The sequence below is a fragment of the Limosilactobacillus avistercoris genome (genome assembly GCF_014836425.1).
In the GTDB taxonomy this organism is placed as follows: domain Bacteria; phylum Bacillota; class Bacilli; order Lactobacillales; family Lactobacillaceae; genus Limosilactobacillus; species Limosilactobacillus agrestimuris.
The window spans coordinates 78,055-100,738 of the sequence record NZ_JACSQW010000005.1 but is presented as its reverse complement, the minus strand read 5'-3'; the positions used below and the strand labels follow the sequence as shown (position 1 = coordinate 100,738).

The following is a 22,684-nucleotide window of genomic DNA, read 5'->3' as shown; positions in this document are numbered from 1 at the left end:
TAGACGATGAATTACTTCAACATCAGTTAATTGAGCATACGCAAAATTACGTCGTGACCAGTAGTTGTCGTACTTTAGATTGCCAGCAGGCGTAACTAACAGTTTCAAATAATGCTTAAGGGCTCGCCATTCATGACTGCCACTACCATAACGTAAGAAATAAGTTCTTAAATAGCGACTACGTCGGGAAAGAAGGATATCTAGAGTACGTTTATTCTCAATATTCATTAAAATCATACTCATACCGCTGGGCGCAAAGCGACCAGACTTAAAATCATCAAAAGCAAGATGGCGTGGTAACCAATGAAAGTTAGGCTGAAAGAAATGATCTAATCCCTGAATGACACGACGGACAGTCCAATCAGAAACGTGTAAATCCTTCGCTATATCTTTTTGTGATTCATTATTAGTTATTTTATAAGCAATATGTGATTTGACTATCTTAGCGATATGATGATGAAAGGCAACGTCAGTTACTTGCGCTAATCTGGTTACACAGTGGGGACACTTAGCTGAACGTTTACATATAAATTTCTGTTTACGAATCGACCAGATTACTGGTTCACCATGAGCACTATCATGTAAATAGTTGACTGTTTTAAAACCGTTTTTGAGCATCGGTTGCCCGCATTTAGGGCAACTTACGGAGTAGGTTTGGATTAGGTGGGCAACGATAAAAGTTCCTTGTTTAGCGATGTAGTTTTTACCAAATTTAGGGTCAATTTCAAGATGAGGGTCTTTAATGCCGAGAAGGAATCTGATATTATTGTCCATGAAAGATGGTCCTTTCTTAAACGAAGACGGGGGACAGCCATCTTTCGTTTTTTATTTTAAATTTAACTAAAATAAGCACTGATGTTAAGTTCATCAGTACTTAAAATTGTAGAACCAAAGTTGGCGATTCATCCCCTTATTAATTTAATATTATGCTTTGTTATTCTTGTCGTAATAGTAAGTCTAGAATGTCTTTCTCCGGAATCTTACCGAAATAGTCGCTAAGGTTAATTTGACTTAGTGTTTTTTGGATATCATTTCGTTCATAACGTATCCCGATTAATTGTTTTTCAAAATCTTCGATTGGCTTCTGCCCAAAGAAGTCCCCATAGGTTGTTAAGTCTGCTATTCGACCGTCTTTAATTGTTAGACGGAAGTCAACGGTTCCCTGGGTGAAGTGTTGACGGTGTTGGATTGCGGCTTTTGGTGATTGACCGTAAATCCAATCCCAATTACTAAATACCGACCGATTTAGTTCTTCAACGGCGTGTTTCGTGTCTGAATCTAGTTCGTATTTTTTCGCATCATTTAGGTCATCAACGTTGAGGATTGTTTTCGCCAGGGTATCACGAAATTCTTCGATGGTAAGATTCTGAAAGTCAGGCTTGAAGAATGGCTTGAGATTTGTTACGCGACTATGGACTGATTTGATTCCTTTCGAAGCAATCTTATCGGCGGGGACATTAAGGGCGTTTTCGATGACGTTCAGGTCAACATCGTACATTAAGGTCCCGTGCGAGAACATTCTCCCTTTTTCAGTTTTCATAGCGTTACCGGAAAACTTTTTCCCGTTGATTTGAAGATCATTTCGACCAGTCATTTCAGCTTCAGTAGCACCGAGTTTATGGAGGGCGGAGATAACAGGATCGGTAAATTTACGGAAGTTACCAATAGAATCACCGTCATCTTTGGTAATAAAGCTAAAACTAACATTTCCCAGATCATCGTAAACTGCACCACCGCCAGAAGTCCGTCGTGTCACGATGATATTATTTTGCTCTACATAATCTTGGTTGATTTCTTCATAAGCATCTTGGTATCTTCCTAGAATAATGCATGGTGAGTTGATATAGAAATAAAGGATCGGCTCATTTAAGTTGGCATGTTCCATGAGGTATGTTTCAAGTGCTAGATTATACCGAATATCTCGGCTATCGGTTACAAGATATTTCATTTTTATCCTCTTTTTCTTCATTAAAATTAAAATGATCAACTAAGTGAACAGTGACGTTCTCACTATTTTTGAGAAGCTTGGCGACAGGACAACGGCTTTCCGCTTTTTTAAGGATCGCTACTGCTTCGTCATGGCTAACCTGGGGAATCTTTACCTGGGCATCTAGCCAGAATTGAAAACCAGGATTGTCGAATCCCATTTGAACCCCCACACGAACAATGCTCTTGTGAGGAAGCTGACGACGCTTTTCTTCTGCTTCAATTGTGGCATTGAGACAAGTTGCTAATGCCAGCCCGATTAACTGTTCTGGATTGGTACCAGGATTATCGTGAATGGGATTACTGGTTAAAACATCTAAAGTACCGCCTTGGATAACCTTTGCATGACCGCTAATTCCAGCTGCGTTTTCGACGACTGTTTGGTATAATACTTTTTCTGCCATATGATGAGCCTCCTTTGGATTTACTTATTTTATTATAGTGCATGTCCGAGGGGAGTTAAATAAGTGGAGAGGGATTGCTGAGAAATCGATACAGATTTTTCGAACATACGTTTGATTATAGGCATATAATAAGATAAAATTTAGGTAATAAATGATTATGGAGATAGTCCGATGGTAAAAAAAGGAAAATCATTTGATAGTTTAATGAAGCATATTCGTGACAGCCATAATATTGAGATAAGCGGCTCAGATGATAAGAAAAAGCTTATCAACATTAGTTATTATCATGGGTATAAAGGATATAAATTTTATAGGGATGTTGAACATCCTTTTTCTGGCATTCATGATTTCAATCAAATTATTGCGATCGCCAATTTTGATCAGCAAATGAAGGAAATTTTTTATCCTTTATCTATGATGTTTGAAACCCTTATAAAGAACTTGATAGTTAATTTTTCGGTATTAAATATTGATCCTTCTTTTGAGAATGTGTATAAGGAAAAATTAACTTTCTATCGTTCTCAATGTGGTAGAACAAGGACTAAAAGTATTAACAAGCGATTAAGATTAAAAAATGATTTTGACTCTAAAATAGCATTTGCTTATTCAAACAATAATGTAGTAATTAAGCACTATATTGAAGAAAATAAGTCAGTCCCACTATGGGCACTTTTTGAAGTAATTAGTCTTGGCAATGTTGGAAATTATGTCTCTTGTTTAGATAAAGATGATAAACGAAAAGTCGCAGAATTTTTGCGTATATATGATTCTCAATATGACGAGAATGTTAAAGCAGTAGATCAATCAATCTTTTTAATTAAGGATCTTAGAAATGCGGTTGCTCATAATCATATAATATTCGATTGTAGATTTAGAGATCATACACATGGCGTTGCCAGAAATTTGAAAGAAACGATGTACTTTTTGATTATCTAGCTCTTTTATTAATTTTTCTAAAGGAAAGTGGTAATTCGAAAAGCAAGTTAAAAAGTATATACATAATTTTGAGAGGGCTGTTAATCTTTTATATCAAGCTACTCAAAATCAAGATATTGAAAGAGAACCATTACCATTTTCTGTATATAATCTTATAATTGGTGAAAGTCTTCAATTAAAGATAAGACAGTTAAAGAGATATATTGACGATTGACAAATATAATAATCTACTGTAGGATTACATCGTATTAAGGTGTAGGGCCATTTTATAAAGGTGCCTGCGCTTGAAGCCCCGGATAAGTCTGGGGCTTTGTTACTTTAAAGATCTTTATTTGCCGACGCCAGTTTTTAATAAGGGAGCCAACCAATTTGGGTGGCTCCTTTTGCTTTTAAATGAAGTTCTAATAACCAGAATGTGCTTAGTGATATAATGAACTTGTAAGCGATTACGTTCGAATTAAATTGGAGATGTTAATGATGTCAGGACGCTTAGAAAATAAGGTTGTAATTATTACTGGTGCTGCCCATGGGATGGGGCTTTCTGGTGTAAAATTAATGGCTAAGGAAGGAGCTAAAATCGTCGCTACCGATTACAAGATTGATGATTTGAAGAAGAACGTTCAACCATTGATCGACAATGGCGGTGAGATTACCCCGGTCCAACAGAATGTTTCCAAAGCTGCTGATTGGAAGAAGGTCGTTGATCTAACTCAACAGAAGTACGGGACCGTTGACGTTTTGATTAATAATGCCGGAACCCATATTACTAAAGGAATCCTTGAGACGACTGAAGAAGACTGGGATCAAGTCATGGGCGTCAATGCCAAGGGTGTTTGGCTCGGAATGAAGGCAGTGATCCCTGTAATGATGAAGAACAATGATGGCCACGGCAAGGGTTCAATTATCAACACTTCCTCCGTTGCCGCGCTGATGGGTGGTTATTCCGATGCCGGAAGTGTCTCTTACAGTGCTTCAAAGGGTGCGGTTGATGCCATGACCCGGCACGCCGCCCAGTGGTTTGCCCAATATAATATCCGAGTTAATAATATCAACCCAGGACCAATCTTTACCGGAATGGTTAAGGAATCTGGTGTTGAATCGCAGACCGCAATGGGTGAAATCCACAAGGGGAAGATTAATCTGCCACCATATGCCGGGGAGGCCGATGATATTGGTTACGCCTTTGTATATCTGGCATCCGACGAGTCTAAGTTTATGACTGGCGCCGATCTCGTAATTGATGGTGGCTGGAGTACGAACTCGTTTATTCCACAAAAGAATATCCACGACATTTTGAAGAAGTAGATTTAAGTTGAAATGAAGAATCCCGATGCTTACTCGAAGGAGAGTGGGCGTCGGGATTGGTTTTTAGATGAGCGTATAATAGGTAATTTGTTTATATAATTTTGGTAAGTAATTACTTTTATAATTACTGGTGCTATAATAGGTGATAATAAAATAAAAGGGAAGGTGGAAAAATGGATACAGTAAAAGCACGAATTCAGGGTAATGCAACGGTAGTAACAATTCCGAAGTCCTTTAATGTTAAGCCGGGGACTGAATATCGATTTGCTAAGGGTAAAGGCGGCGTTTTGACTTTAACGCCTACTAAAAAAGTACCATCAACAATCGAGGAACTTTTTAAGGACTGGTACGGTGAATATCAGATGCCAGACGACTTAAAAGATTGGCAAGAGACAAAACCAGAAGGCGAGGAATTATGGTAGATTATCCCCAATGTGGCAGTATTATCTATATTGATTTTGATCCTTCGGTAGGCGCAGAAATTCAAAAGCGTCGCCCAGCGGTTGTCGTCAGTAATGATATGTTAGCAAAGACGTCACCGTTTGCTTGGGTGGTTCCTATTTCACACGGGACCTTTAATGGTAAAGATTACCCACTTCATGTTCAATTAGATAAGAGAACTAAAATTGACGGCACAGTCTATATTGAACAGATCAAATCATTTGATTTTAATCAACGAAAGTGGCAATTTGTAGAAATGGTGCCAGTCGATATATTTGACGAAGTGCAGAAAAAAACACGATTGATAATTTAAATATTAGATTAGTAGATAAATAAGGAGATTCCATGTCCAAAGATTTAACTCTTCAAAACACCATTAACCAAATTAAATATATCCAAGAGCATAAAGGAGATTCCTTCGATTTAGAACCAGAACAATATGATCGTCAGGTCGCAAAGTTGGAGAGCCTTAACCAGAAATTAATTGATGCTTTTGTTGAAAGTATTGCAGGTAAATATACCGAAAAGACGGTGAAAAAGCATCAACGAAACCTAACCTTCTTTTTAAATGAGTATTTGGCTTATCATCTTGAAACGCTTTTTGGCGAAGAGGTTCTAGACCTCGAATCGCCAATTTCAAAAGGCTTTACTACTAACGAAATGCGGGAAACGAAAACTGCCTTAAAGAAGTTCTACCGCTTTTTAACAGATCAACAGCTGGTTAGCAAAGGGTTGAATAGCCGAGTTACGGAATCCATAAAGCCGCAGTTAGGTTCGGCGAGGATGAGTGCGAGTTTAAGAAGAGAGATTGAATACCTCCAGGATCAATTGGATGACTCTCAGCCCGTGTTTGATGAAGAGACTGACGCGCTAATTAAAGACTATTTCACCGCTTTCGCAAACCTGTACGGAATGATTTCGTGTGATCAAGCTTACCGAATTATTTGTCGGCAGAATCCGGGATTAAAATTACCGGCTAATAAATTTATTGAATTGATTGAGCGGTTGTCATTCAAAACTGATGAAACTGGGTTTGTGATTGATCAATTCGCGCAACCAAGAATCGTTCATTCAGAATTAATGAACGACCCGGAAAAACTAGATTGGCTTGATGAGCAAACGCTGGGGATGACTTTTGCGATTCTGAAGAAAACTAGCTTGTTAAAATATGCTGAAGAAGGTTACGTTGAACCGTCATCATTCAGGACAGCTTTACGGAATTTCTACCAAAATACGCTGGGAGTTTCTCAGGCAAAGTTAGAAAAATACCTTAAGGCAACCGTTAAGATTATTCGGACGTGGACCAAGGATAAAATTAGTGAGGTATTTAATGAAATTAATGAAATGCTACTCAGTGATGGTTACGGTTGTTCGGATCGGGATGCCCTTGAAAGGTTTATTCAGCTAATAATTGCGTTTTATAATAATACGCCAAGGTGGGCCTTACGTGGATTTACGCCAGCCCAGGGACTAATGCAGCCGAACGCTTTTGAACTACTTGACGGTCAAAAGACACTTAATAAGCGCTTGATTAAGCTGCTTAAGTCTGCCCAGGTTGATCCGCTGGAATTGATCTTCTTCCTGTTAGCAAATGAAGACCTGGATCAAAAAACTGCTGATCGGTTGCAACAGCAAATTGTTGATCTAGATATTCCATCACTAGATTGATATTAAAACTTAATATCCCCCTAAGATTGATGCTTCGGTTAGCTGGAGCATTGGGCTTAGGGGGATTTTTGAGGGAAAATCATAGAACGATTTGGAGGAGCATCCCTACCAGACAAAGGTAGTTCAGAATTGTAATGATGACATCAACAATTATCCTGGACCGTGATAGCTTAATATTGGTAATCCCGGGAAGAGGGAAGGTACAGAGGGTAACTCCTTGACCCAGAATGGTGAGCAGTAATGATGTCAATGCAAGATGGGTTAAGAATGGCTGATTAAACGCAAACGAGAGGCGATAGAGGGCAAAGCTGAGTAAGAGAACGCACAAAACACAGAAGCCAAAGAGAGCGGTCATCATTAGTTTAAATTTCCGTTCACCGATAAGAGCGCGAATATCCTGGTAATCGTTGAAATCACCGCTCCGCCATTCAAGGTAGTCCCGTTTGTATAGAAGATGGTAGTAAAGTCGTGAATCGCTAAAAGTATCGAGAATGAGGATACCGAGAAGCAGAATTATAAAGATAAGTTGATGAAACAAGTAGAAGTCCTCCTTGTGAATGATGAGTGTAGGTGGCGGATAGAAAGGTACTGATATTGGTAGTCGGTACAGTAATTCGACATTATTTTTAATAATTTAGTTAAATAGTGATTTCATTATAACAAAAGTATACTGTATTATTAGCCACTATTCCGAACAAATGTTTGATATTTTGAGAAGGGTAATGTATTATTATGCAAAACATATGTTCGAGACAAAGGAGAATACCATGGATAATGATAAAGAATTGACTTTTTATTGGAAGCGACTAGGTAAGCAGTTAAGTAAATTAGATAAAGAAACAATCAAAAAAATAGTTACAGAATATTATGAAAATAAGGCGAAGGTAAAAGATATTGTAGCAAAGTATCACCTAAACATACTTAATTCAAAATTGGTAAGTGAGTTTCCACCGATAGTAACCGATGAGAAATGTAAATATGACGATGAATTGATGATTGTAGATCCTCATAGTCGTGATAGTCTTGGATTAAACAGAGAACCATACTGCCCTGTTTGTGGACATAAGAATTCACCATATTGTCGTTGTAAAAATTGTTTAGAAGAGGAGAGAAAGTACTTTCAGGGTTTACGTAATAAGATCCGTAAAACATACTTAATTCCTAAAGAAAAAATCAGTGTAGAGGATCTTACTCTGAGGGACAGGCTATTATTGGCAGCTGTGCTTAGAACGGGACTAAATGAAGACACGACTAAGATATTAGGCAGTAAATTAGAAGAGGGAAAGCTTTCACCGCTAGCTGATATGAATAAGGATATTTTAGCGAGTCTAGTATCTAAAAAGATAATCGTGGTTGATCCAGAGTCATCACTTGATGCTTTCGTAGACGAGGATTTTCCTGAAACATATTATATTTATGAAGTTAACTATTTACTTAACATAGAAGATAAGGATGATAATCATAATCAATTGATCGAGACTTTGGAGTATCCTGAGTCAAAAGAATTCTTTTTGGAACCAAAAGTAAGCTTAGGCCTTTGGCGAGAGTTAGCTTTAGCGGAGTGCAAGGAATATTTGAACTATCGAATGAATGCTGTTGGATTTAAATTCAATCCTGGCAAAAAACCAATATAGTATTAAATAATCTATTGAAAGATTTCTCAATTGGTCAGATTTGGCGATTGATTTACATTTCAGTAGCTTATGCTGTTCAATGGCAAACCGAAAAAAAGATTCCTAAAAAGATAGCAGCTAATTCTGTGATAACTGGATTAGAATCACGTGGTCAGAGAGCAATTGCGGATAATTGGAATTTAAGAAATTTTGAGCGCAATTATAATCTGCCGGAAAGTATGATTACTAGGACACTATTTGATAGTATTCTAAAGATTGGTAATGAAGGGATAATGAAAGTACCATTAATTAAGGCAACTGGTAGAGATGAGACTAGTACTAGTGAATCATAAGTTGTTTAAATTTGTTTATTATACACAATATATTGTGTATAATAAAAGAAGGAGGAAAAGGTATGCCAATTAAGGCAAGAAAAATGATTCACTACCTTATTAGAGCTGGATTTAGGGAAGTAGCTAAAAGTGGTGGTCATCGCAAATTCGTTCACCCAGATGGTCGAATGACCGAAGTTCCAATGCATAGTAAGGAATTAACTCCATTCACACAGAGAAAAATAATTCAGGAAGCTAAGTTAAAGATTAAATAAACTGGCATACCACTATTAATCATGAAAGAAAAAATTTTAATTTATCCAGTAATTGTAACAGAGTGTAATGATGAGGCAGGACATTATTACGGAATCACTTCTCCTAATATCCAGGGGATGGTTACGGACGGCAAAACGATGCAAGAAGCAGTTCTCCACGCAGAAGACGCGATTGCAACAATGATTAGTGACATGGCAGAATATCCAAAGGTACAAGACCCGACAAAGTGGAAACTTGGTGAGCATGATTCTGTTATGTGGGTAACTGTTAATATGGCAAAGTGGCTTAATCAATATGGTAAGACAGTTCGGCGTAATATTTCCCTTCCCGAAGGATTGAACAATTGGGCAAAAGAGAATAACATTAATGTTTCCCAAGTTGCAACTAATGCGTTAAGAGAAATGAAGGAAGCATAGAATATATAAAAAAGAAGTTAGGGATTTGATTTTTCTAACTTCTTTACTGTGTATATTTATTGCTATTTATAATGATAATTGCCACCTATTATACAAAAATATTATCAATATAGAGTACGAAGTGCTATAGAATGATTGCAATTACTAAGCAAAAGAAAACACAATCAAGAGTACAGGCAAACGTAGACTCTAAGATTAAAAATATTGCTGAAAGTGTTGTCAAGGAGGTGGCGTTAACACCGACAGCTGTTATCGATGGACTATACCATGAGATTGCGGTCACTGGAAAAATTCCTTTAGATTTTTCTCTAACTTCAGAACAAATGGCAAATTTAGAATTAAAAAATACTATTAAGCAATTACCAGTAAAGAAATTAAGGACGCAAAAGGAAATCGAGGATTTTTTAACGATGAAAATTAATGAGATTTATACTGCGTTCATTACATGACAGAATGGTGGTAAGTATCACTCGATTCTTATTGTGGAGACAGAAGATGAAGACTTTTCATTTACAAGATTGGCAGGGTAAAGGATTAAAGAAACAATCCCACAGAACAAAAAAGACACTCACGATTAATTTTGTGAGTGTCTTTTTTATTTATTGTCCACTGCCAACGTTCGGTGCTGGGGAAGATGGTGCGGGTGAAGTAGATGGAGCACTTGCACTACTGCTTTGAGTTGCAGATGATGAATTACTTTCAGCATGTGATCCACCGTTCAAGATGCTTTCAACTGTTCGACTTTCAGAAATTGATTCGCTCCGGTCGTTCTTATTAGATGATGAACTAGAACGAGAGTCTGAACTACCATTACTTGGTCGTTCCTCAGATTCGCCATCAGTCCAAGCACCGTACATCAATGCCCACTTAGAATCCTTGATAACCAATTGCCGTTTCCCGTTAACCCGGACGGCTTCGACGGTGTCAGGCATCTTCCAGTTAGAAGCGTGGTTTTCTTCATCCAGGTATTCCATGATGCTCTTGTAAAGAAGCACCGCAGTTCGGGTATATTGACTAGAAATTGCACCGCCATTCATTGGGTGATCAAATCCTGTCCAGATCCCGATGGAATAGTTCTTGGTGTAACCAGCCATCCAGGAATCCATTACACCAGAACCACCGTTAGGGAAGTCGGTTGTCCCGGTCTTCCCGGCTTGGTGAACACCGCTTAGGTAAGCAGCAGTCCCAGTTGAAGCGGAATTAGTGAAGACTCCCTTTAACATATCGGTCATCATGTAGGCAGTTGCCTTACTCATAGCTCGCTTGCCGTGTGGTGAATAGGTCTTTGTCTTTCCATCCATTGTGGTAATGGAGTTAATGTAGTAAGGACGGTAGTAAGTTCCCCCGTTAGCAAAGGCTGCATAAGCTGCAGACATTTGCAATGGTGAAATGTAGAGGGCAATCCCGTTTTGCAAGGTGTAAGGCTTCTTTTGGGAAATCCCTAAACCGCCAAGGAAGGTTGTTGCCCGCTTGATCCCAACTTCTTGAAGGGTCCGAATGGCAGGCACGTTTCGTGATTCAACCAGGGCAGACCGCATTGTCATGTTTCCCTTGTACTTCTTATCAAAGTCATGAAGGACCTTGTTTGTACCTGGCCAGTAGAACTTGGTATCGGAAACGGTCTTGAAGGTTGGCCATTGGAGGTATTCGATCGCTGGACCATAATCCATCAATGGCTTAGCAGTTGAACCAGAACTCCGGTTTTGTTGAACAGCCCGGTTAAGGCCGTAGATAACGTTAGAGTGACGACCACCAAGCATGGCAATCACTTGACCATTGTGTGGGTCGGTAACCGCAGCTCCGGCCTGCATTTGGTCGTTTTGGAAGGAAACTTCGTGGTTAGCAGCCTCGTACAGTTTCTTTTGGGCACCAAGATCCATGTTGGTGTGAACCAGTAACCCATCGGTATTTGGATTATATCCTTCTGCCTGCAATTGGGCGAGGACTTCCTTAATGTATGGATCGACAATCTTTTCCTTAACATTAGTTTCGCTAGATTCAACATCACCATGATCAGGATCAAGGCCGTCGGTTAGACTTTCGCTCGCTGCACTTTGGGCGGCTGACTTGCTGATATAACCAGCACGAACCATGGCATTCAGGACCTCGTTCCGCCGTGCAGTAGCATACTTGGTATTAGCTGCCAAAGGATTGTAATTAGTCGGTGATTGTGGCATCCCGGCAAGCAATGCTAGTTGGGAAAGATCCAACTCATTTAATTCCTTACCATAGTAGTATTGGGCTGCTGTCCGCATTCCGTAAACCCCGTTCCCCATGTAAACCTTATTAATATAGTACTTGAGGATTTGGTTCTTGCTAAAGTGACGTTCAACGTTGAGAGCCAACCATGCTTCTTGCGCCTTTCGCTTGAAAGTTCGGTCAGATTGGGCCGTTGAAAAGACAGAAAGCTTAACTAACTGCTGAGTAAGGGTACTTCCCCCTTGCATCCCGTCTGAACGACCAATAACGTTGTTAATCGCTGCACCGAAGATCCGTCGAACATCAATCCCGTGATGCTTATAGAAGCGCCGGTCTTCAATTGCAACGACGGCATGCTTTAACGTTTCCGGAATCTGTGAATCCGAAGCATAGTCCCGCTTTTGCGCTCCTAGTCGCGAAATGATTTTATCATTAGCGTCATAAATGATCGTCGTATTTTGGCTAGATAATTCACGCTGACTAATCTTAGGTGCGCTTGAAGCGTAGTAGAAAAATAGCGCACATCCTGCAATGAAAAGGAGGACAATCGCCCCACAGATCCATAGAAGGACGCGCTTTAATAATGGCTTGCGACCATCATCGTAACCACCATCGTCACGATATTGTTCTTCGCGACGTGGTTCATCGTTATTCGACATGATAATCTCCTTTTACTTTTTATTAGCAATAATCTGATCCACCGCATCTAGGTAAGGGAGGCGAGGATTAAGTCGGTACCCAATTTGGTAACCATTCTTTGCGATTGCCGTGAGTGGAATGGATTTCTGACCGTCAGATTCTTGCTGATCCCAGAATTTAAACAGGTTGGTAGCTGGTAATAAATAGATAAGATCTAATTCTGTAAATTTGATAAATGCAAAACAGATACCACCTTGTTTGATGCATTCACGCATGTGGTTAATTTGGTGGGGATGAAAGTTCTTTAACGGGAATGAACGCTTATTCCGCGTTTCTTTCGCATCGAAGTCAATATAGTAACCTTTATAAACCCCGTTATAATCGGTTGTGGAAGGGCGACGAAAATAAGCTTCCTTAATTACTGCCGCACTTCGTTTAGGATAATCAACTTTTACCAACTGGATTGGCGTTGGTTTCTTATGGATGACCGCAATATGGTTTGCTAGGTAATATTGGTTACTGTGATTAATTTCATCCTCCAGTGACATTCCCCGCTTTGCGTAAATGGACTGGTGAGGGGTTGGTAAGTCCCGTTGTGGATTATATTCCTTTCGAGGCTTCTGACCATTGGGATAGTGAATATTCACCATTGATCACTCTCCTAACTAGAAGTATTATACCAGAGTTGTGTTGCAATGATTGATACAGAAATGTTAAATTATGAAAGTAGAGTGTGAGCCAGCAGAGGACTTGCGGTTGGCTAGCAATTTCTCCTGACGCAGGCAGCTTGCGTCTAGGAAGGAGGTTGCTAGCTTTAGCAAGTCCCTGGCGAACACATTTTGACTATGCTGCAGTAGGAAATTAGGGGGAGATTGCGGTCACGGCGAACGCATTATTATAGAACAAAATTATTTCTACCTATAATAATGAAAAAGTGAGGTGATCAAATGCGACGCCTATGGATCACGGGCTACCGTAGTTATGAACTAAATATTTTTAAGGATGACGATCCTAAAGTAAGTGTTATTAAAGATGTGATTGCTCGTGAACTAAAGCAACGGTTAGAAGAAAGTGATGACGAGTTCTGGCTGATTACGGGTCCACAATTAGGAACTGAGCAATGGGCAATTGAAGTTGCATTAGAATTGAAAGAAGCTTATCCGCAATTGAAAGTTTCAATGATGATGCCATTTACCGAGTTTGGTCAACAGTGGAACGAAAACAACCAGGCAAAACTTGCTAATCTGCAATCAGCTGTTGATTTTAGTGCAAGCGTCAGTGATTATCCATATCAATCACCTCAGCAATTGCGTGCTTTTCAGCGCTTTATGTTAACTCATACTGATGAAGCACTGTTGATTTACGATCCGGATCATGAGGGAAAGGGAAAGTACGATTATCAAGCAATTCAAAAGTTCCAACAAAATAATGATTATTCTTACCAATTAATTGATTTTGATGAGCTTCAAGAAGCCGTCATTGAGTGGCAAGAACGTCAACGAGACGCAGAAGAGGAAAATAAATTCTAGGATTTCGGGAATATCGGGTGAAATTGCTTGAATTTGGGGAATGAGTTAGGTATGATAATTAATGTACTTTTGAAGTTTAGCAATTGAGGTGTATAAATTGGATAACATTAAATTTACTCCACAAGATATTTTGCATAAGCAATTCAAAGAACGGAACATCGGAAAGGGCTATGATGAAGCTGACGTTGATTCCTTCTTGGATGATGTTATCAAGGATTATGACACCTTTAACAAGGAAGTTGATCGCTTAAATAGTGAAAACGAACGACTTCGTGCTAAGGTTGATGAACTTAACCGCCAAGTTGAGGTTGGTTCATCAATGAACAATGGAGCTGCTTCTCAACCGGTTTCTAACGCTACTAACATGGATATCCTTAAGCGGTTATCTAACCTGGAGCGCCGGGTCTTTGGTTCCCAAATGGGGGCTAACGGTCAAGAGAACGACTCACACTTACTTTAATAATTTAATATGCAAGTCTTGGGTAATTGAGCATAGCTTATGTTATGTTAGGAAGGTCCATGCTCGCACAGGCTGCGATGCCTGTAGTGTTTGTGCTCGCTGAAAAAATAAGGCGGGGTGCCGATTTATTCGGTAACGGCGGAAGAAACGACTACGGTTTTACTATGTTCGAGTATTCCTGAAAAGTGCCACAGTGACGATACGATAGGGGAAACCTTATCGGTGGAACGCGGTAAACCCCTCAAGCGGTAAACCCAAACTACGGTAGGGGAGCTTTGGATAGCAAATTGAAGCGATTCCAGGGGAGAGCATTTTGCTCTGAGATAGATGATTACCTCGGTATAGCTTTTACCTGATAGCTGTACTACGACAAAACATGGCCTACAGATTCTTGCATTCAGGTAGTCCGGGTTCGCCCGGGCTTTTTTATTTTAAAATTTTAGTTATTCTATAATAAGCAAATATTTACTTTAACTAAAACTAAAAATAACAAACCACAAACAGAAAAAATATAATAGGGTTAAGAAGATGAACCAGATGAAAACTGTAAAACCAAATAATGGCATCGAAATGCCAATGCTTGGTTTTGGGACATATCAAATTACACCAAACACTACTTTGTTAAACGTTGCTAAAGCATTGCGTCTTGGTTACCATTTAATTGATACAGCTCAATACTATGGCAATGAAGAAGGTGTCGGTGAAGCGATTAAGGAAAGTGGCCTAGATCGGTGACGTGTCTTTGTTACTACAAAGGTCCAAATAAGTGGTTATACTGAAACAAGAAAGGGTCTGGATCAATCATTAATTGATTTTAATCAGGATTACTTCGACCTTGTCTTGATTCATTGGCCGATGGGAGATGATTTAGAAACCTATCGAGCAATTGAGGACACATATAAAGAAGGAAAAGTTCGGGCAATTGGTTTGAGCAACTTTAATGCTCCACAAGTTCAAGAGATTATTGATAATTCTTCGATTAAGCCAGCGGTTGACCAAATTGAAACCCATATTTTATGGCAACAACAACGAATGCATGAATATTTAACTGAGAATAACATTGTCCATGAATCGTATGCACCGTTGGGTGAAGCTAATCCTGGTTTCCTTGATATTCCTGTATTAAAGGAGGTTGGCCGTAAGTGCCAAAAGACTCCAGCTCAAGTTACTTTACGTTACTTAATTCAATGTGGAATTGTAGTAATTCCAAAAACGACAAATACAAAACATATGGAAGAAAATATCGATATTTTTGATTTTGAATTAAATGTCGAAGAAATGGCTAAGTTAAGAGACTTAGATGCCAAAAAATCAATTGATGATTGGCCGGCTGGAATGCAGGAACAAAATTATTAAAATTAATTTGAAACTGTCACTTCACTGATGGTTCGATTAGTAAAAATCACTAATTAATAGTAAATTTCCAGCTACATCAATCCAGACTAAGCTCATCGGTCGTTGATATGACGGTAAGTATATGTAATAAAGCGTAAATGTTAATTTATCGACACCAAACTAATCTCAAATAATTAATTTGACAAATTAACTAATTCTTGTAAAATGCTCAGTCACTTTATTACAAAAGGAAGAATAAATTGTTAAAAATAGTTGAAATTTTGTCACAAGTCTAATATAGTTAACAGTGATTCAAAGTAATTATTGGATCCAATTAGTACTTTTTATATGTTTATTCAAAGGGAGGATTATTATTATGGAAAACCGTAATAATGCTTTACATTACAAGATGTACAAGTCTGGTAAGAGCATCGTTTATGCTGGACTTGCTACTACTGCCGCTTTGGCAGGTTTAGTATTAGCTAACACTAATGCTACTGCTGTTCACGCTGATACTAATGCACCACAAAGCGCTCAAGTTGCTTCAACAAGTGCTACTCCAGCTGAAATTCAAGCTGCTCAAAATAACGTTAACAGTGCAAGTGCCGCTTTAACTTCAGCAAACGCTAACTTAAGTCAAGCACAAGCACAATACAACCAAACTGCTTCACTTAATTCAGGTGTTGCAGCTGTTGAAAGTGCTGCTAATGCTAACCAACAAGCTTCAGATAACGTTAAGAGTGCTGTTCACAGTTACAATGTTGCCGCTGCTAACCAAGTAAAGGCAAAGACTGCTCAAGAAGAAGCAAGTCAAGCTGTTGAACAACACAGTGCAGCTAAGAACCTTAATATTTGGCAAGCTAAGGTTGATGGCCTTAAGAGTCAACTAGATTCTGCTAATGCTGCATTACCAGCTGCTCAAAAGAATTTGAGTGAAGCTATGACTACCATGAATGCAATCCACGCGCAAGCACAAGTAGCAACTGCTGAAGTTGAACCATTAGGTGAACACCTTCAGGCACTAAGCAAAGCTGTAGAAAATGCAGATGGCTATGTGGCTACACAAGCTGCTCAACGCGCATACGATTCTTACAACAAGAACGTATTTACACCAGCCAATGCTCGTCGTCTTTCATTAATCAAGTCATACAAGAATGCTCAAAAGGTTGTAGCTGGTTACCAAGAAGAAGTTAATAAGTTAACTGCTCCTCTTTCAGAACATGTTGAAGGTAGTATTGCTCAAATTCAGGCATCTATGGAATACAACCAACGTCAGGTAAACCAATACCAAAAGTTCTTAGATGACCTTGCAAAGGCTAACAACGCTTTAGCTGAAGCAAATGCAGCTCTTGCAACTGCTAAGGCTAACCGTGATAATGCATTTACTGCTAAGACCGCTGCTCACAACAATGAAGTTTCAGTTCGCTCTGATTACAACATTCCAACTGGTCAAGGACTTACTCAATTAAGTGATGCTGCAGTTGCTGCATCAGCTGCTTACCAAAGTGCTAGTGATGCAGCTAATACTGATGCAACTTATCAAGCATACAAGGATGCTCAAACAGCTGTTAACGCTGCTTCCGATGCATTAAAGAGTGCTGTAAATGATCAATCAGATGCTCAAAACTCTGTAAAATCTGCACAAGTAAAGGTAAACTCTGCTCAAGCTGCTCTTACTAGTGCTGCTGATGCTGTTGCTTCTGCAACTTCTGGTACTCCTGAATATGCTGAAGCAATTGCAAATCAAGCTAAGGCTGCTGCTGATTTGGATGCTGCCACAGGTCAATTGACTGATATGCAAGCATGGTTAGCTGATGCTAATAGTGCTGTTAACTGGCGGACTGCTGCTCTTAACGATGCTAATACTCGTTTAGCAAACGCTACTAGTGCTGCTCAAAAGACTATCGATAAGTTAGCTGATCTTAAAAGTAAGATGGATGCTGCTCAAAGTAAGTACCAACTTAACTTAAAGAACTTTAATGATACTAAGGATCTTCGTGCTGCTATTGAAGCTGCCCAAAAGAATCTTGATAACGCTAAGGCAAATGTTCAACAAGCCCAAGCTGCGTACAACCAAGCCGTAAAGACTTTGAACGATTTGAAGAATGGTGGTTCAACTGTAACACCAGATCAACCTTCAAATCCTGATCAACCATCTAACCCAAGCGATAATGATCAAAACAATAATGGTTCAACCACTGATAATGATCAAAACAATAATGGTTCAACCACTGATAATGATCAAAACAATAATGGTTCTACTACTAGTAACGGTTCTTCAACTACTGTAAATGGTAGTCATGCTGCTGTTATCGCCGGTAATGGAACTTCTAATAAGGTAAGCTTTGCATCCACTTCAGCTAGTTATGCTGCTACGTATAATGAAGCTGCTAAATCTGATTCAAAGGTATTACCACAAACTGGTAGTGAAAATAGTGCTGCTGTTGTTGCATTAGGCGCTGTTTCTGCTATGTTTGGTCTTGGCCTTGCTGCTAAGAAGCGTGAATTCTAATTACTTTTCAAAGAAGATAGCTAGAATTTATTATATTTGTTCTTACTGATAAGAAAAGAGCTCCGGAATATCCGGAGCCCTTTTTTATAGAGGAAATAAGACTTTTATTATGAAAAAAATCTTTGTTGTACTTGTCGCTACTTTTTTAACATTATTGTCATTTCAAGATATTTATGCTAGTGATGTAGTTAATATAGATGGAAAGTTTTCTGACTGGAATAATAAGTATATTTTAGGGAAAAAAAGAATCCAATATTCTTTTACTGGTCAAGGAAAATATGAATATATTTATGTTAGCAGTTCTGGAGAATTACCACGAAAATATAAAATTTATTTTGGAAAAAACTCTTATACTGTAGAACTTATTAATTTGTCAAAACTTCATAAGAAAGGTGTTCATAAAGTATCATATGAGCTTACTGGTGGTCATTCTTCCAAAAAAAAATTTAAAAATTATGCGTATGTACGTATTAGTCGCCGCTTAAAAAAGTTAGAATTAAAAGTACCAAACAACAGTGAGAGTAATGGGCAGTCAATAACTAAAAAGATGGTCATATTAGATGGAAAAAATCTAAAGGTAATAAGTGGTGGGGTATCTACTTATCCATTTTGTTTAGTAGCCACTGGATTTATTTTTACATCCGTTTATGTTATTTTCAGGAAGAGAAGATATTTAAATGAATAGATTTGTAAATATATGTGTTAAGGATATTTTTACATTCTTAATAACTATAACGTTACTTTTTTCTTTATTTTCCCTCAATTTACTTCTTTCGGGTGAATATGAAACGAACTATACAATTGTACTAATTGTCTTAATCTTTATCTTTATTATTGGAACTTTTTTTCAAGGATTTAGGAAAATTCTGAAGAAGATCTTTGTAGTTCATCAATTAAGAATGTCATTATTTTTTTTAGTATTTGCATTAATCGTTCAAATGCTTTTTCTATACTGTATCCATCCAGTTATTGGATTTGATGCTGGGGCAATTCATAACGCACTTCTTACTCCACAAAACGCAGAGATAAGAGGATATTTTAGTTCTAATGTAAATAATATTTTTCCATTAATGTTTCAGTACTGGATAGTTTCGCTTTTGCATAATTCTTCATGGTTTCTATGTGAGAGTGTAACAGTGTTTTTAGTTGACCTATCGGCATTACTAAATATTGGAACGGTATTAATAATGGATCAAGCTAAATTCTCCCTTATTTGCTATATTCAAAGCGTTTGGTTAATCCTTTATCCTATGGCAATTGTTCCCTATACAGATAACTGGGTTTTGCCTTTTGTTTCATTATTTATTTTTTTAGTGAGTGTATTTTGGGTTTCAAATAGCTCCATAGCTATGAAAATTTGTGCTTCAATTATTTCAGGAGTAGTTCTCACACTTATATATAATATGAAGCCTTCAGGGATTGTTCCAGTAATTGCAGTTTTCTTAATGATTATGTTGAGTCTTTGTTTCAGTACAAAAGAGAAAAAACGACTTTTGTATAAGGCAACCGTGTTTACTATTTCGTTTGCTATTGGCTTTATACCGAGTTTTAATTTTATTAAAACTCAGATCTCACACCAACGAATTGTTCAGGTTTTGCCCGGAAGAGAAGTTCCAGCAATTCACTTTATTCAAATTGGCATGAGTGGCGATGGGGGATATAGTGCTCATGATGCCTTAATGATGTCAGTCCTTCAAACAAAGCATCAACGAGTTGATTATTCGCAAAAGAAAATTCGTGAAGAATTAAGTGAAAAGGGTATTAATTATGTGCCGTTCTTAATAAGAAAACAAGGCTTAAATAGTTCAGATGGAACATTTGCCTGGCTTCGAGAAGGGCATTTTATTAATCAACGAGTTAATTATAATTTAAAAGGAATAAGAGGATTCTTCACAAGCTTTACTATGCCAGAAGGAGTAAATTTACATAATTACCAGTTCTTAGCGCAAATATGGTGGATTAGTATTGTTATAATTCTAAACTTTAGTTGGAGTGCGGATGGATCTATTATTCAATGTCTAAGGTTAGGCATAATTGGTGCATTCTTATATTTGCTAATTTTTGAAGGTGGGAGAAGTCGTTACATTATTCAATTTCTTCCGATGTTCTTAATAATGTGGTCACTAGTCTTAGAGGAAGCAGTTTGGACTATTAAGACCCATACGAAGAAATTAACGACTAAATCAAAAAAATATTTCAAAAAATAGGAGAACTATGTTAAATATTTACTTACTTATTGGAATAATTATATGGGTATATCTATTGACAATCTTAAAAAGAGCCAATCTAGATGCATTTTATTTTTTAGTCGGTAGCTTGGGACTTTTTATTGTTTTTTCCTTACTCTCGCATATGTATTTTATCTGGTTAATGTCGAGGACTATAAGTGGAGTCTTAAAGGTGTTGTCTAATGTGATACCAGGATTTTCAATCAGTATTCCATATAATTTAATCCTAATAAATTTGAATAAATCAACTAGCATTCAGTTATTTATTACTTATGAATGTTCAGGAGCTATTGAAACATTTACGTTTGAAAGCTTACTTATTTTCTTTCCCATATATTCCAAGAAAGAAAAAGTGATTATTGGTATAGCAGGAGCTCTATGGATAATGATTGCAGATATTATTAGATTATTAGTAATAATTTTTATTGTTAATACCTTTGGAGTTAAATATCTATTTTTAATTCATTCCATTATTGGACGATTATTATTTTATGTTGTAGTTGTAATTCTATACTATTACGTTTTTACTAGAACGCAGATTATTCGTGGATGGGTTAAAAGTATTTGATTAGTGAGGAGTTAAATATGTATCTTACTGGAACAATTATCCAACTTGGCTTTTGGATTTCTTGGTTACTAATTCCTTTAATATATGAATTTATCCCTGCTTTATATGGTTTCGTAATTTTAAATATTGCTGGACATAGATTGGGAAGAGAACGAACGCTGCGTCGTCTTCCTAGAATATCACTTATAATTCCAGTATATAATTCTGCCGATACACTTTACAATTGTATTCAATCGATAGTTGATTCTTCGTACCCAAATCATTTGATTAGTATCATCGTTGCTAATAATCAGAGTACGGATGATAGCTTTAACGAATATCGAAGAGCCCATATTAAATTTGATCAATTGTTCATGCAGTGGATTGATACGACTAAGGGAAAAGCACGGGCACTAAATTCGGCAATCTATCGTTCAAGAGGAAAATATATAATTCATATTGACAGCGATGGAATGTTGCAAAAGGATGCTCTGATGAATATGATTAAAGCGTTTGAGAATGATAAAACTATTGATGCACAGACAGGAACAATTTTGACACAAAAAGATAGTATTAAGGCTACGAAGAAGCCTTTTTTAAAGTTCTTACGCGAAAACGAGTATTTCGAGTACGCTCAATCCTTCTTAGCCGGACGAGCAATTGAAACTCAAGAAAATCATCTATTTACAATGTCAGGCGCTTTTTCAGCCTTTCGACGTGAAAAGTTACTTCATACTAGGCTGTATAATACACAAACCGTTGGTGAAGATATTGATATGACTTTTCAAATTAGGTATCAACTTAAAGGAAAGGTCATTCTTTGCCCTGAGGCAATTTTCTATGTTGAGCCTATGGATAATTTAAATAAACTATATACTCAACGCCAACGTTGGCAGCGAGGAGAATTAGAAGCAATTCATTATTTTATGAATAAGGATCAGTTGAGCATAAAGAGGTTTGTATCCAACTTTCTTGTAAGGCGATTAATTATGGATCATACAATTCTATTTTTAAGAGTTATATGGATAGCGGCTATTTTTGTCTTGATTCCCTTAGGATACTCTCCACAGATCGTGTTGCTCTCTTTCTTAGTCTTGCATTTTCTTTATGTTTTTATTTGCATATTGAATTTTGTTAATATTCAGTATTACTTACGTTTCTTTCCTTCGGATAGGAAATACTATCTTTCAAAATTTTATGTTATATTGACTTTGCCATTATATTATATGCTTTGTAGTTCTATTCAGTTTATTGGGATAGTTAATTCCATGACAGAACCTGCAGCATGGAAGGTTGATTCATTTAGTGATGAATTGGTAACAATAAAAAATATTTTTAAAGGAGATTTAAGGAGGGTATTTAATCGACATCATGAAGAATGAAGAATATAGGCTTACTTTTTTCTTTAATGCAACTCATATGGTAACAATTGATGGTAAAAGTTCCTCAAAGCATCCTCATACTTTTGAAGTAACTTGTTATATTCAAACTAAAGGATTCATTGCTTTTGAATTTATTGAAAATAAGATAAATCAAATATTGAACCAGTTGAATGATCAGTACCTTAATGATTTATCCTTTTTCCAGGGTCAGAATCCGACTCTAGAAAATATAACTAGGCATCTTTGTAATGCAATTGAAGTAAATTTGGAATCTATAAGGTCTGATTTAGTGAGAATTGAAGTTGCTGAATCGCCTGTGAGGACTTTTATAATTGATCGCTGTTTGTAAAATTAAATTGTAATCGCGGATAGCCTATAATACTGGCTAAGAACTATTGAATAGTCCTTAACTAGTATTAACTCCATAAAAATTGGTGTTATCGTAAATAATCAAATTGCCACGCTGAACTTGAAGT

General features: G+C 37.5%; 24 protein-coding genes, 1 other RNA gene and 1 pseudogene. 20 read left to right on the top strand and 6 right to left on the bottom strand.

Going from position 1 to position 22,684, the window contains the following annotated elements; all coding sequences use genetic code 11:
- The 3 genes from H9564_RS09090 to H9564_RS03230 all read right to left on the bottom strand — a co-directional run.
- A partial coding sequence (locus tag H9564_RS09090) for a transposase family protein (protein WP_225209526.1) occupies window positions 1-774 on the bottom strand: 774 nt, incomplete at its 3' end.
- A gap of 160 nt (window positions 775-934) precedes the next feature.
- Complete coding sequence (locus tag H9564_RS03235; RefSeq protein ID WP_191684099.1) at window positions 935-1,948, bottom strand: lipoate--protein ligase; 1,014 nt, start codon at window positions 1,946-1,948, stop codon at window positions 935-937.
- Entirely contained in the window at window positions 1,926-2,390 is a 465-nt protein-coding gene (locus tag H9564_RS03230; protein ID WP_191684098.1) for an OsmC family protein, read from the bottom strand. The genes H9564_RS03235 and H9564_RS03230 overlap by 23 nt, the downstream gene beginning before the upstream one ends.
- Before the next feature lie 171 nt (window positions 2,391-2,561).
- On the opposite strand from H9564_RS03230, the gene H9564_RS03225 reads away from it, so the two are divergent.
- From H9564_RS03225 to H9564_RS03205, 5 genes are all read left to right on the top strand, one after another.
- Entirely contained in the window at window positions 2,562-3,326 is a 765-nt protein-coding gene (locus H9564_RS03225; protein WP_191684097.1) for an Abi family protein, read from the top strand.
- A gap of 474 nt (window positions 3,327-3,800) precedes the next feature.
- Complete coding sequence (locus tag H9564_RS03220) at window positions 3,801-4,631, top strand: SDR family NAD(P)-dependent oxidoreductase (RefSeq protein ID WP_225209525.1); 831 nt, start codon at window positions 3,801-3,803, stop codon at window positions 4,629-4,631.
- 173 nt (window positions 4,632-4,804) lie between these two features.
- Window positions 4,805-5,053 carry a type II toxin-antitoxin system PemI/MazE family antitoxin gene (mazE, locus tag H9564_RS03215; RefSeq protein ID WP_191684096.1) on the top strand — a complete coding sequence of 83 codons (249 nt, stop codon included), beginning with the start codon at window positions 4,805-4,807 and terminating at the stop codon, window positions 5,051-5,053.
- Complete coding sequence (locus H9564_RS03210; RefSeq protein WP_191684095.1) at window positions 5,047-5,385, top strand: type II toxin-antitoxin system PemK/MazF family toxin; 339 nt, start codon at window positions 5,047-5,049, stop codon at window positions 5,383-5,385. Before mazE ends, H9564_RS03210 begins: the two co-directional genes overlap by 7 nt.
- Before the next feature lie 32 nt (window positions 5,386-5,417).
- Window positions 5,418-6,740 carry a hypothetical protein gene (locus tag H9564_RS03205; RefSeq protein WP_191684094.1) on the top strand — a complete coding sequence of 441 codons (1,323 nt, stop codon included), beginning with the start codon at window positions 5,418-5,420 and terminating at the stop codon, window positions 6,738-6,740.
- Between the two features lie 79 nt (window positions 6,741-6,819).
- Here the strand turns inward: H9564_RS03205 and H9564_RS03200 are convergent, their stop codons facing one another.
- Window positions 6,820-7,278 (bottom strand): hypothetical protein, encoded by a 459-nt coding sequence (locus H9564_RS03200; RefSeq protein WP_191684093.1) that lies wholly within the window; start codon window positions 7,276-7,278, stop codon window positions 6,820-6,822.
- Window positions 7,279-7,507: 229 nt separating this feature from the next.
- On the opposite strand from H9564_RS03200, the gene H9564_RS03195 reads away from it, so the two are divergent.
- The 5 genes from H9564_RS03195 to H9564_RS03175 all read left to right on the top strand — a co-directional run bounded on the left by H9564_RS03195 (window position 7,508) and on the right by H9564_RS03175 (window position 9,826).
- Entirely contained in the window at window positions 7,508-8,374 is an 867-nt protein-coding gene (locus H9564_RS03195) for a hypothetical protein (RefSeq protein ID WP_191684092.1), read from the top strand.
- A gap of 14 nt (window positions 8,375-8,388) precedes the next feature.
- Complete coding sequence (locus H9564_RS03190; RefSeq protein ID WP_191684091.1) at window positions 8,389-8,706, top strand: hypothetical protein; 318 nt, start codon at window positions 8,389-8,391, stop codon at window positions 8,704-8,706.
- Between the two features lie 62 nt (window positions 8,707-8,768).
- Window positions 8,769-8,960 (top strand): type II toxin-antitoxin system HicA family toxin, encoded by a 192-nt coding sequence (locus H9564_RS03185; protein ID WP_191684090.1) that lies wholly within the window; start codon window positions 8,769-8,771, stop codon window positions 8,958-8,960.
- A gap of 21 nt (window positions 8,961-8,981) precedes the next feature.
- Window positions 8,982-9,377, top strand: a complete 396-nt coding sequence (locus tag H9564_RS03180) for a type II toxin-antitoxin system HicB family antitoxin (RefSeq protein ID WP_191684089.1) — start codon at window positions 8,982-8,984, stop codon at window positions 9,375-9,377.
- A 131-nt stretch (window positions 9,378-9,508) separates the two neighbouring features.
- A complete protein-coding gene (locus H9564_RS03175; protein WP_191684088.1) occupies window positions 9,509-9,826 on the top strand; it encodes a type II toxin-antitoxin system RelB/DinJ family antitoxin in 318 nt (105 codons plus the stop codon).
- Between the two features lie 150 nt (window positions 9,827-9,976).
- Here H9564_RS03175 and H9564_RS03170 read toward each other — a convergent pair whose 3' ends face one another.
- Complete coding sequence (locus H9564_RS03170; RefSeq protein ID WP_191684087.1) at window positions 9,977-12,235, bottom strand: PBP1A family penicillin-binding protein; 2,259 nt, start codon at window positions 12,233-12,235, stop codon at window positions 9,977-9,979.
- Window positions 12,236-12,247: 12 nt separating this feature from the next.
- Entirely contained in the window at window positions 12,248-12,862 is a 615-nt protein-coding gene (gene recU / locus H9564_RS03165; RefSeq protein WP_191684104.1) for a Holliday junction resolvase RecU, read from the bottom strand.
- A 300-nt stretch (window positions 12,863-13,162) separates the two neighbouring features.
- Between recU and H9564_RS03160 the strand changes: the two genes are divergently transcribed.
- From H9564_RS03160 to H9564_RS09335, 10 genes and pseudogenes are all read left to right on the top strand, one after another.
- Entirely contained in the window at window positions 13,163-13,744 is a 582-nt protein-coding gene (locus tag H9564_RS03160) for a DUF1273 domain-containing protein (RefSeq protein ID WP_191684086.1), read from the top strand.
- A 97-nt stretch (window positions 13,745-13,841) separates the two neighbouring features.
- On the top strand, window positions 13,842-14,204 hold the full coding sequence (gene gpsB / locus H9564_RS03155; protein WP_191336754.1) for a cell division regulator GpsB: 363 nt from the start codon (window positions 13,842-13,844) through the stop codon (window positions 14,202-14,204).
- Between the two features lie 14 nt (window positions 14,205-14,218).
- An RNA gene (gene rnpB / locus H9564_RS03150) (RNase P RNA component class B) lies at window positions 14,219-14,593 on the top strand.
- 148 nt (window positions 14,594-14,741) lie between these two features.
- Window positions 14,742-15,560, top strand: a pseudogene (locus H9564_RS03145) (aldo/keto reductase).
- Between the two features lie 355 nt (window positions 15,561-15,915).
- Complete coding sequence (locus H9564_RS03140; protein WP_191684103.1) at window positions 15,916-18,051, top strand: LPXTG cell wall anchor domain-containing protein; 2,136 nt, start codon at window positions 15,916-15,918, stop codon at window positions 18,049-18,051.
- 109 nt (window positions 18,052-18,160) lie between these two features.
- Complete coding sequence (locus H9564_RS03135) at window positions 18,161-18,736, top strand: hypothetical protein (RefSeq protein ID WP_191684085.1); 576 nt, start codon at window positions 18,161-18,163, stop codon at window positions 18,734-18,736.
- Window positions 18,729-20,258: a TIGR03766 family XrtG-associated glycosyltransferase gene (locus tag H9564_RS03130; protein ID WP_191684084.1), complete on the top strand. Its 1,530-nt coding sequence runs from the start codon at window positions 18,729-18,731 to the stop codon at window positions 20,256-20,258. The genes H9564_RS03135 and H9564_RS03130 overlap by 8 nt, the downstream gene beginning before the upstream one ends.
- Before the next feature lie 7 nt (window positions 20,259-20,265).
- Entirely contained in the window at window positions 20,266-20,847 is a 582-nt protein-coding gene (xrtG, locus tag H9564_RS03125) for an exosortase family protein XrtG (protein WP_191684083.1), read from the top strand.
- Between the two features lie 17 nt (window positions 20,848-20,864).
- Entirely contained in the window at window positions 20,865-22,208 is a 1,344-nt protein-coding gene (locus H9564_RS03120) for a TIGR03111 family XrtG-associated glycosyltransferase (protein ID WP_191684082.1), read from the top strand.
- On the top strand, window positions 22,198-22,557 hold the full coding sequence (locus H9564_RS09335) for a 6-carboxytetrahydropterin synthase (protein WP_191684081.1): 360 nt from the start codon (window positions 22,198-22,200) through the stop codon (window positions 22,555-22,557). The genes H9564_RS03120 and H9564_RS09335 overlap by 11 nt, the downstream gene beginning before the upstream one ends.
- Window positions 22,558-22,684 lie beyond the last annotated feature (127 nt).

What these genes read in the sequence shown, in the direction of transcription:
- H9564_RS03235 (WP_191684099.1), bottom strand. Translation starts at nt 1,948, where the DNA reads ATGAAATATCTTGTAACCGATAGCCGAGATATTCGGTATAATCTAGCA.
- H9564_RS03230 (WP_191684098.1), bottom strand. Translation starts at nt 2,390, where the DNA reads ATGGCAGAAAAAGTATTATACCAAACAGTCGTCGAAAACGCAGCTGGA.
- H9564_RS03225 (WP_191684097.1), top strand. Translation starts at nt 2,562, where the DNA reads ATGGTAAAAAAAGGAAAATCATTTGATAGTTTAATGAAGCATATTCGT.
- H9564_RS03220 (WP_225209525.1), top strand. Translation starts at nt 3,801, where the DNA reads ATGATGTCAGGACGCTTAGAAAATAAGGTTGTAATTATTACTGGTGCT.
- mazE (WP_191684096.1), top strand. Translation starts at nt 4,805, where the DNA reads ATGGATACAGTAAAAGCACGAATTCAGGGTAATGCAACGGTAGTAACA.
- H9564_RS03210 (WP_191684095.1), top strand. Translation starts at nt 5,047, where the DNA reads ATGGTAGATTATCCCCAATGTGGCAGTATTATCTATATTGATTTTGAT.
- H9564_RS03205 (WP_191684094.1), top strand. Translation starts at nt 5,418, where the DNA reads ATGTCCAAAGATTTAACTCTTCAAAACACCATTAACCAAATTAAATAT.
- H9564_RS03195 (WP_191684092.1), top strand. Translation starts at nt 7,508, where the DNA reads ATGGATAATGATAAAGAATTGACTTTTTATTGGAAGCGACTAGGTAAG.
- H9564_RS03185 (WP_191684090.1), top strand. Translation starts at nt 8,769, where the DNA reads ATGCCAATTAAGGCAAGAAAAATGATTCACTACCTTATTAGAGCTGGA.
- H9564_RS03180 (WP_191684089.1), top strand. Translation starts at nt 8,982, where the DNA reads ATGAAAGAAAAAATTTTAATTTATCCAGTAATTGTAACAGAGTGTAAT.
- H9564_RS03175 (WP_191684088.1), top strand. Translation starts at nt 9,509, where the DNA reads ATGATTGCAATTACTAAGCAAAAGAAAACACAATCAAGAGTACAGGCA.
- H9564_RS03170 (WP_191684087.1), bottom strand. Translation starts at nt 12,235, where the DNA reads ATGTCGAATAACGATGAACCACGTCGCGAAGAACAATATCGTGACGAT.
- H9564_RS03160 (WP_191684086.1), top strand. Translation starts at nt 13,163, where the DNA reads ATGCGACGCCTATGGATCACGGGCTACCGTAGTTATGAACTAAATATT.
- H9564_RS03140 (WP_191684103.1), top strand. Translation starts at nt 15,916, where the DNA reads ATGGAAAACCGTAATAATGCTTTACATTACAAGATGTACAAGTCTGGT.
- H9564_RS03135 (WP_191684085.1), top strand. Translation starts at nt 18,161, where the DNA reads ATGAAAAAAATCTTTGTTGTACTTGTCGCTACTTTTTTAACATTATTG.
- H9564_RS03130 (WP_191684084.1), top strand. Translation starts at nt 18,729, where the DNA reads ATGAATAGATTTGTAAATATATGTGTTAAGGATATTTTTACATTCTTA.
- xrtG (WP_191684083.1), top strand. Translation starts at nt 20,266, where the DNA reads ATGTTAAATATTTACTTACTTATTGGAATAATTATATGGGTATATCTA.
- H9564_RS03120 (WP_191684082.1), top strand. Translation starts at nt 20,865, where the DNA reads ATGTATCTTACTGGAACAATTATCCAACTTGGCTTTTGGATTTCTTGG.
- H9564_RS09335 (WP_191684081.1), top strand. Translation starts at nt 22,198, where the DNA reads ATGAAGAATGAAGAATATAGGCTTACTTTTTTCTTTAATGCAACTCAT.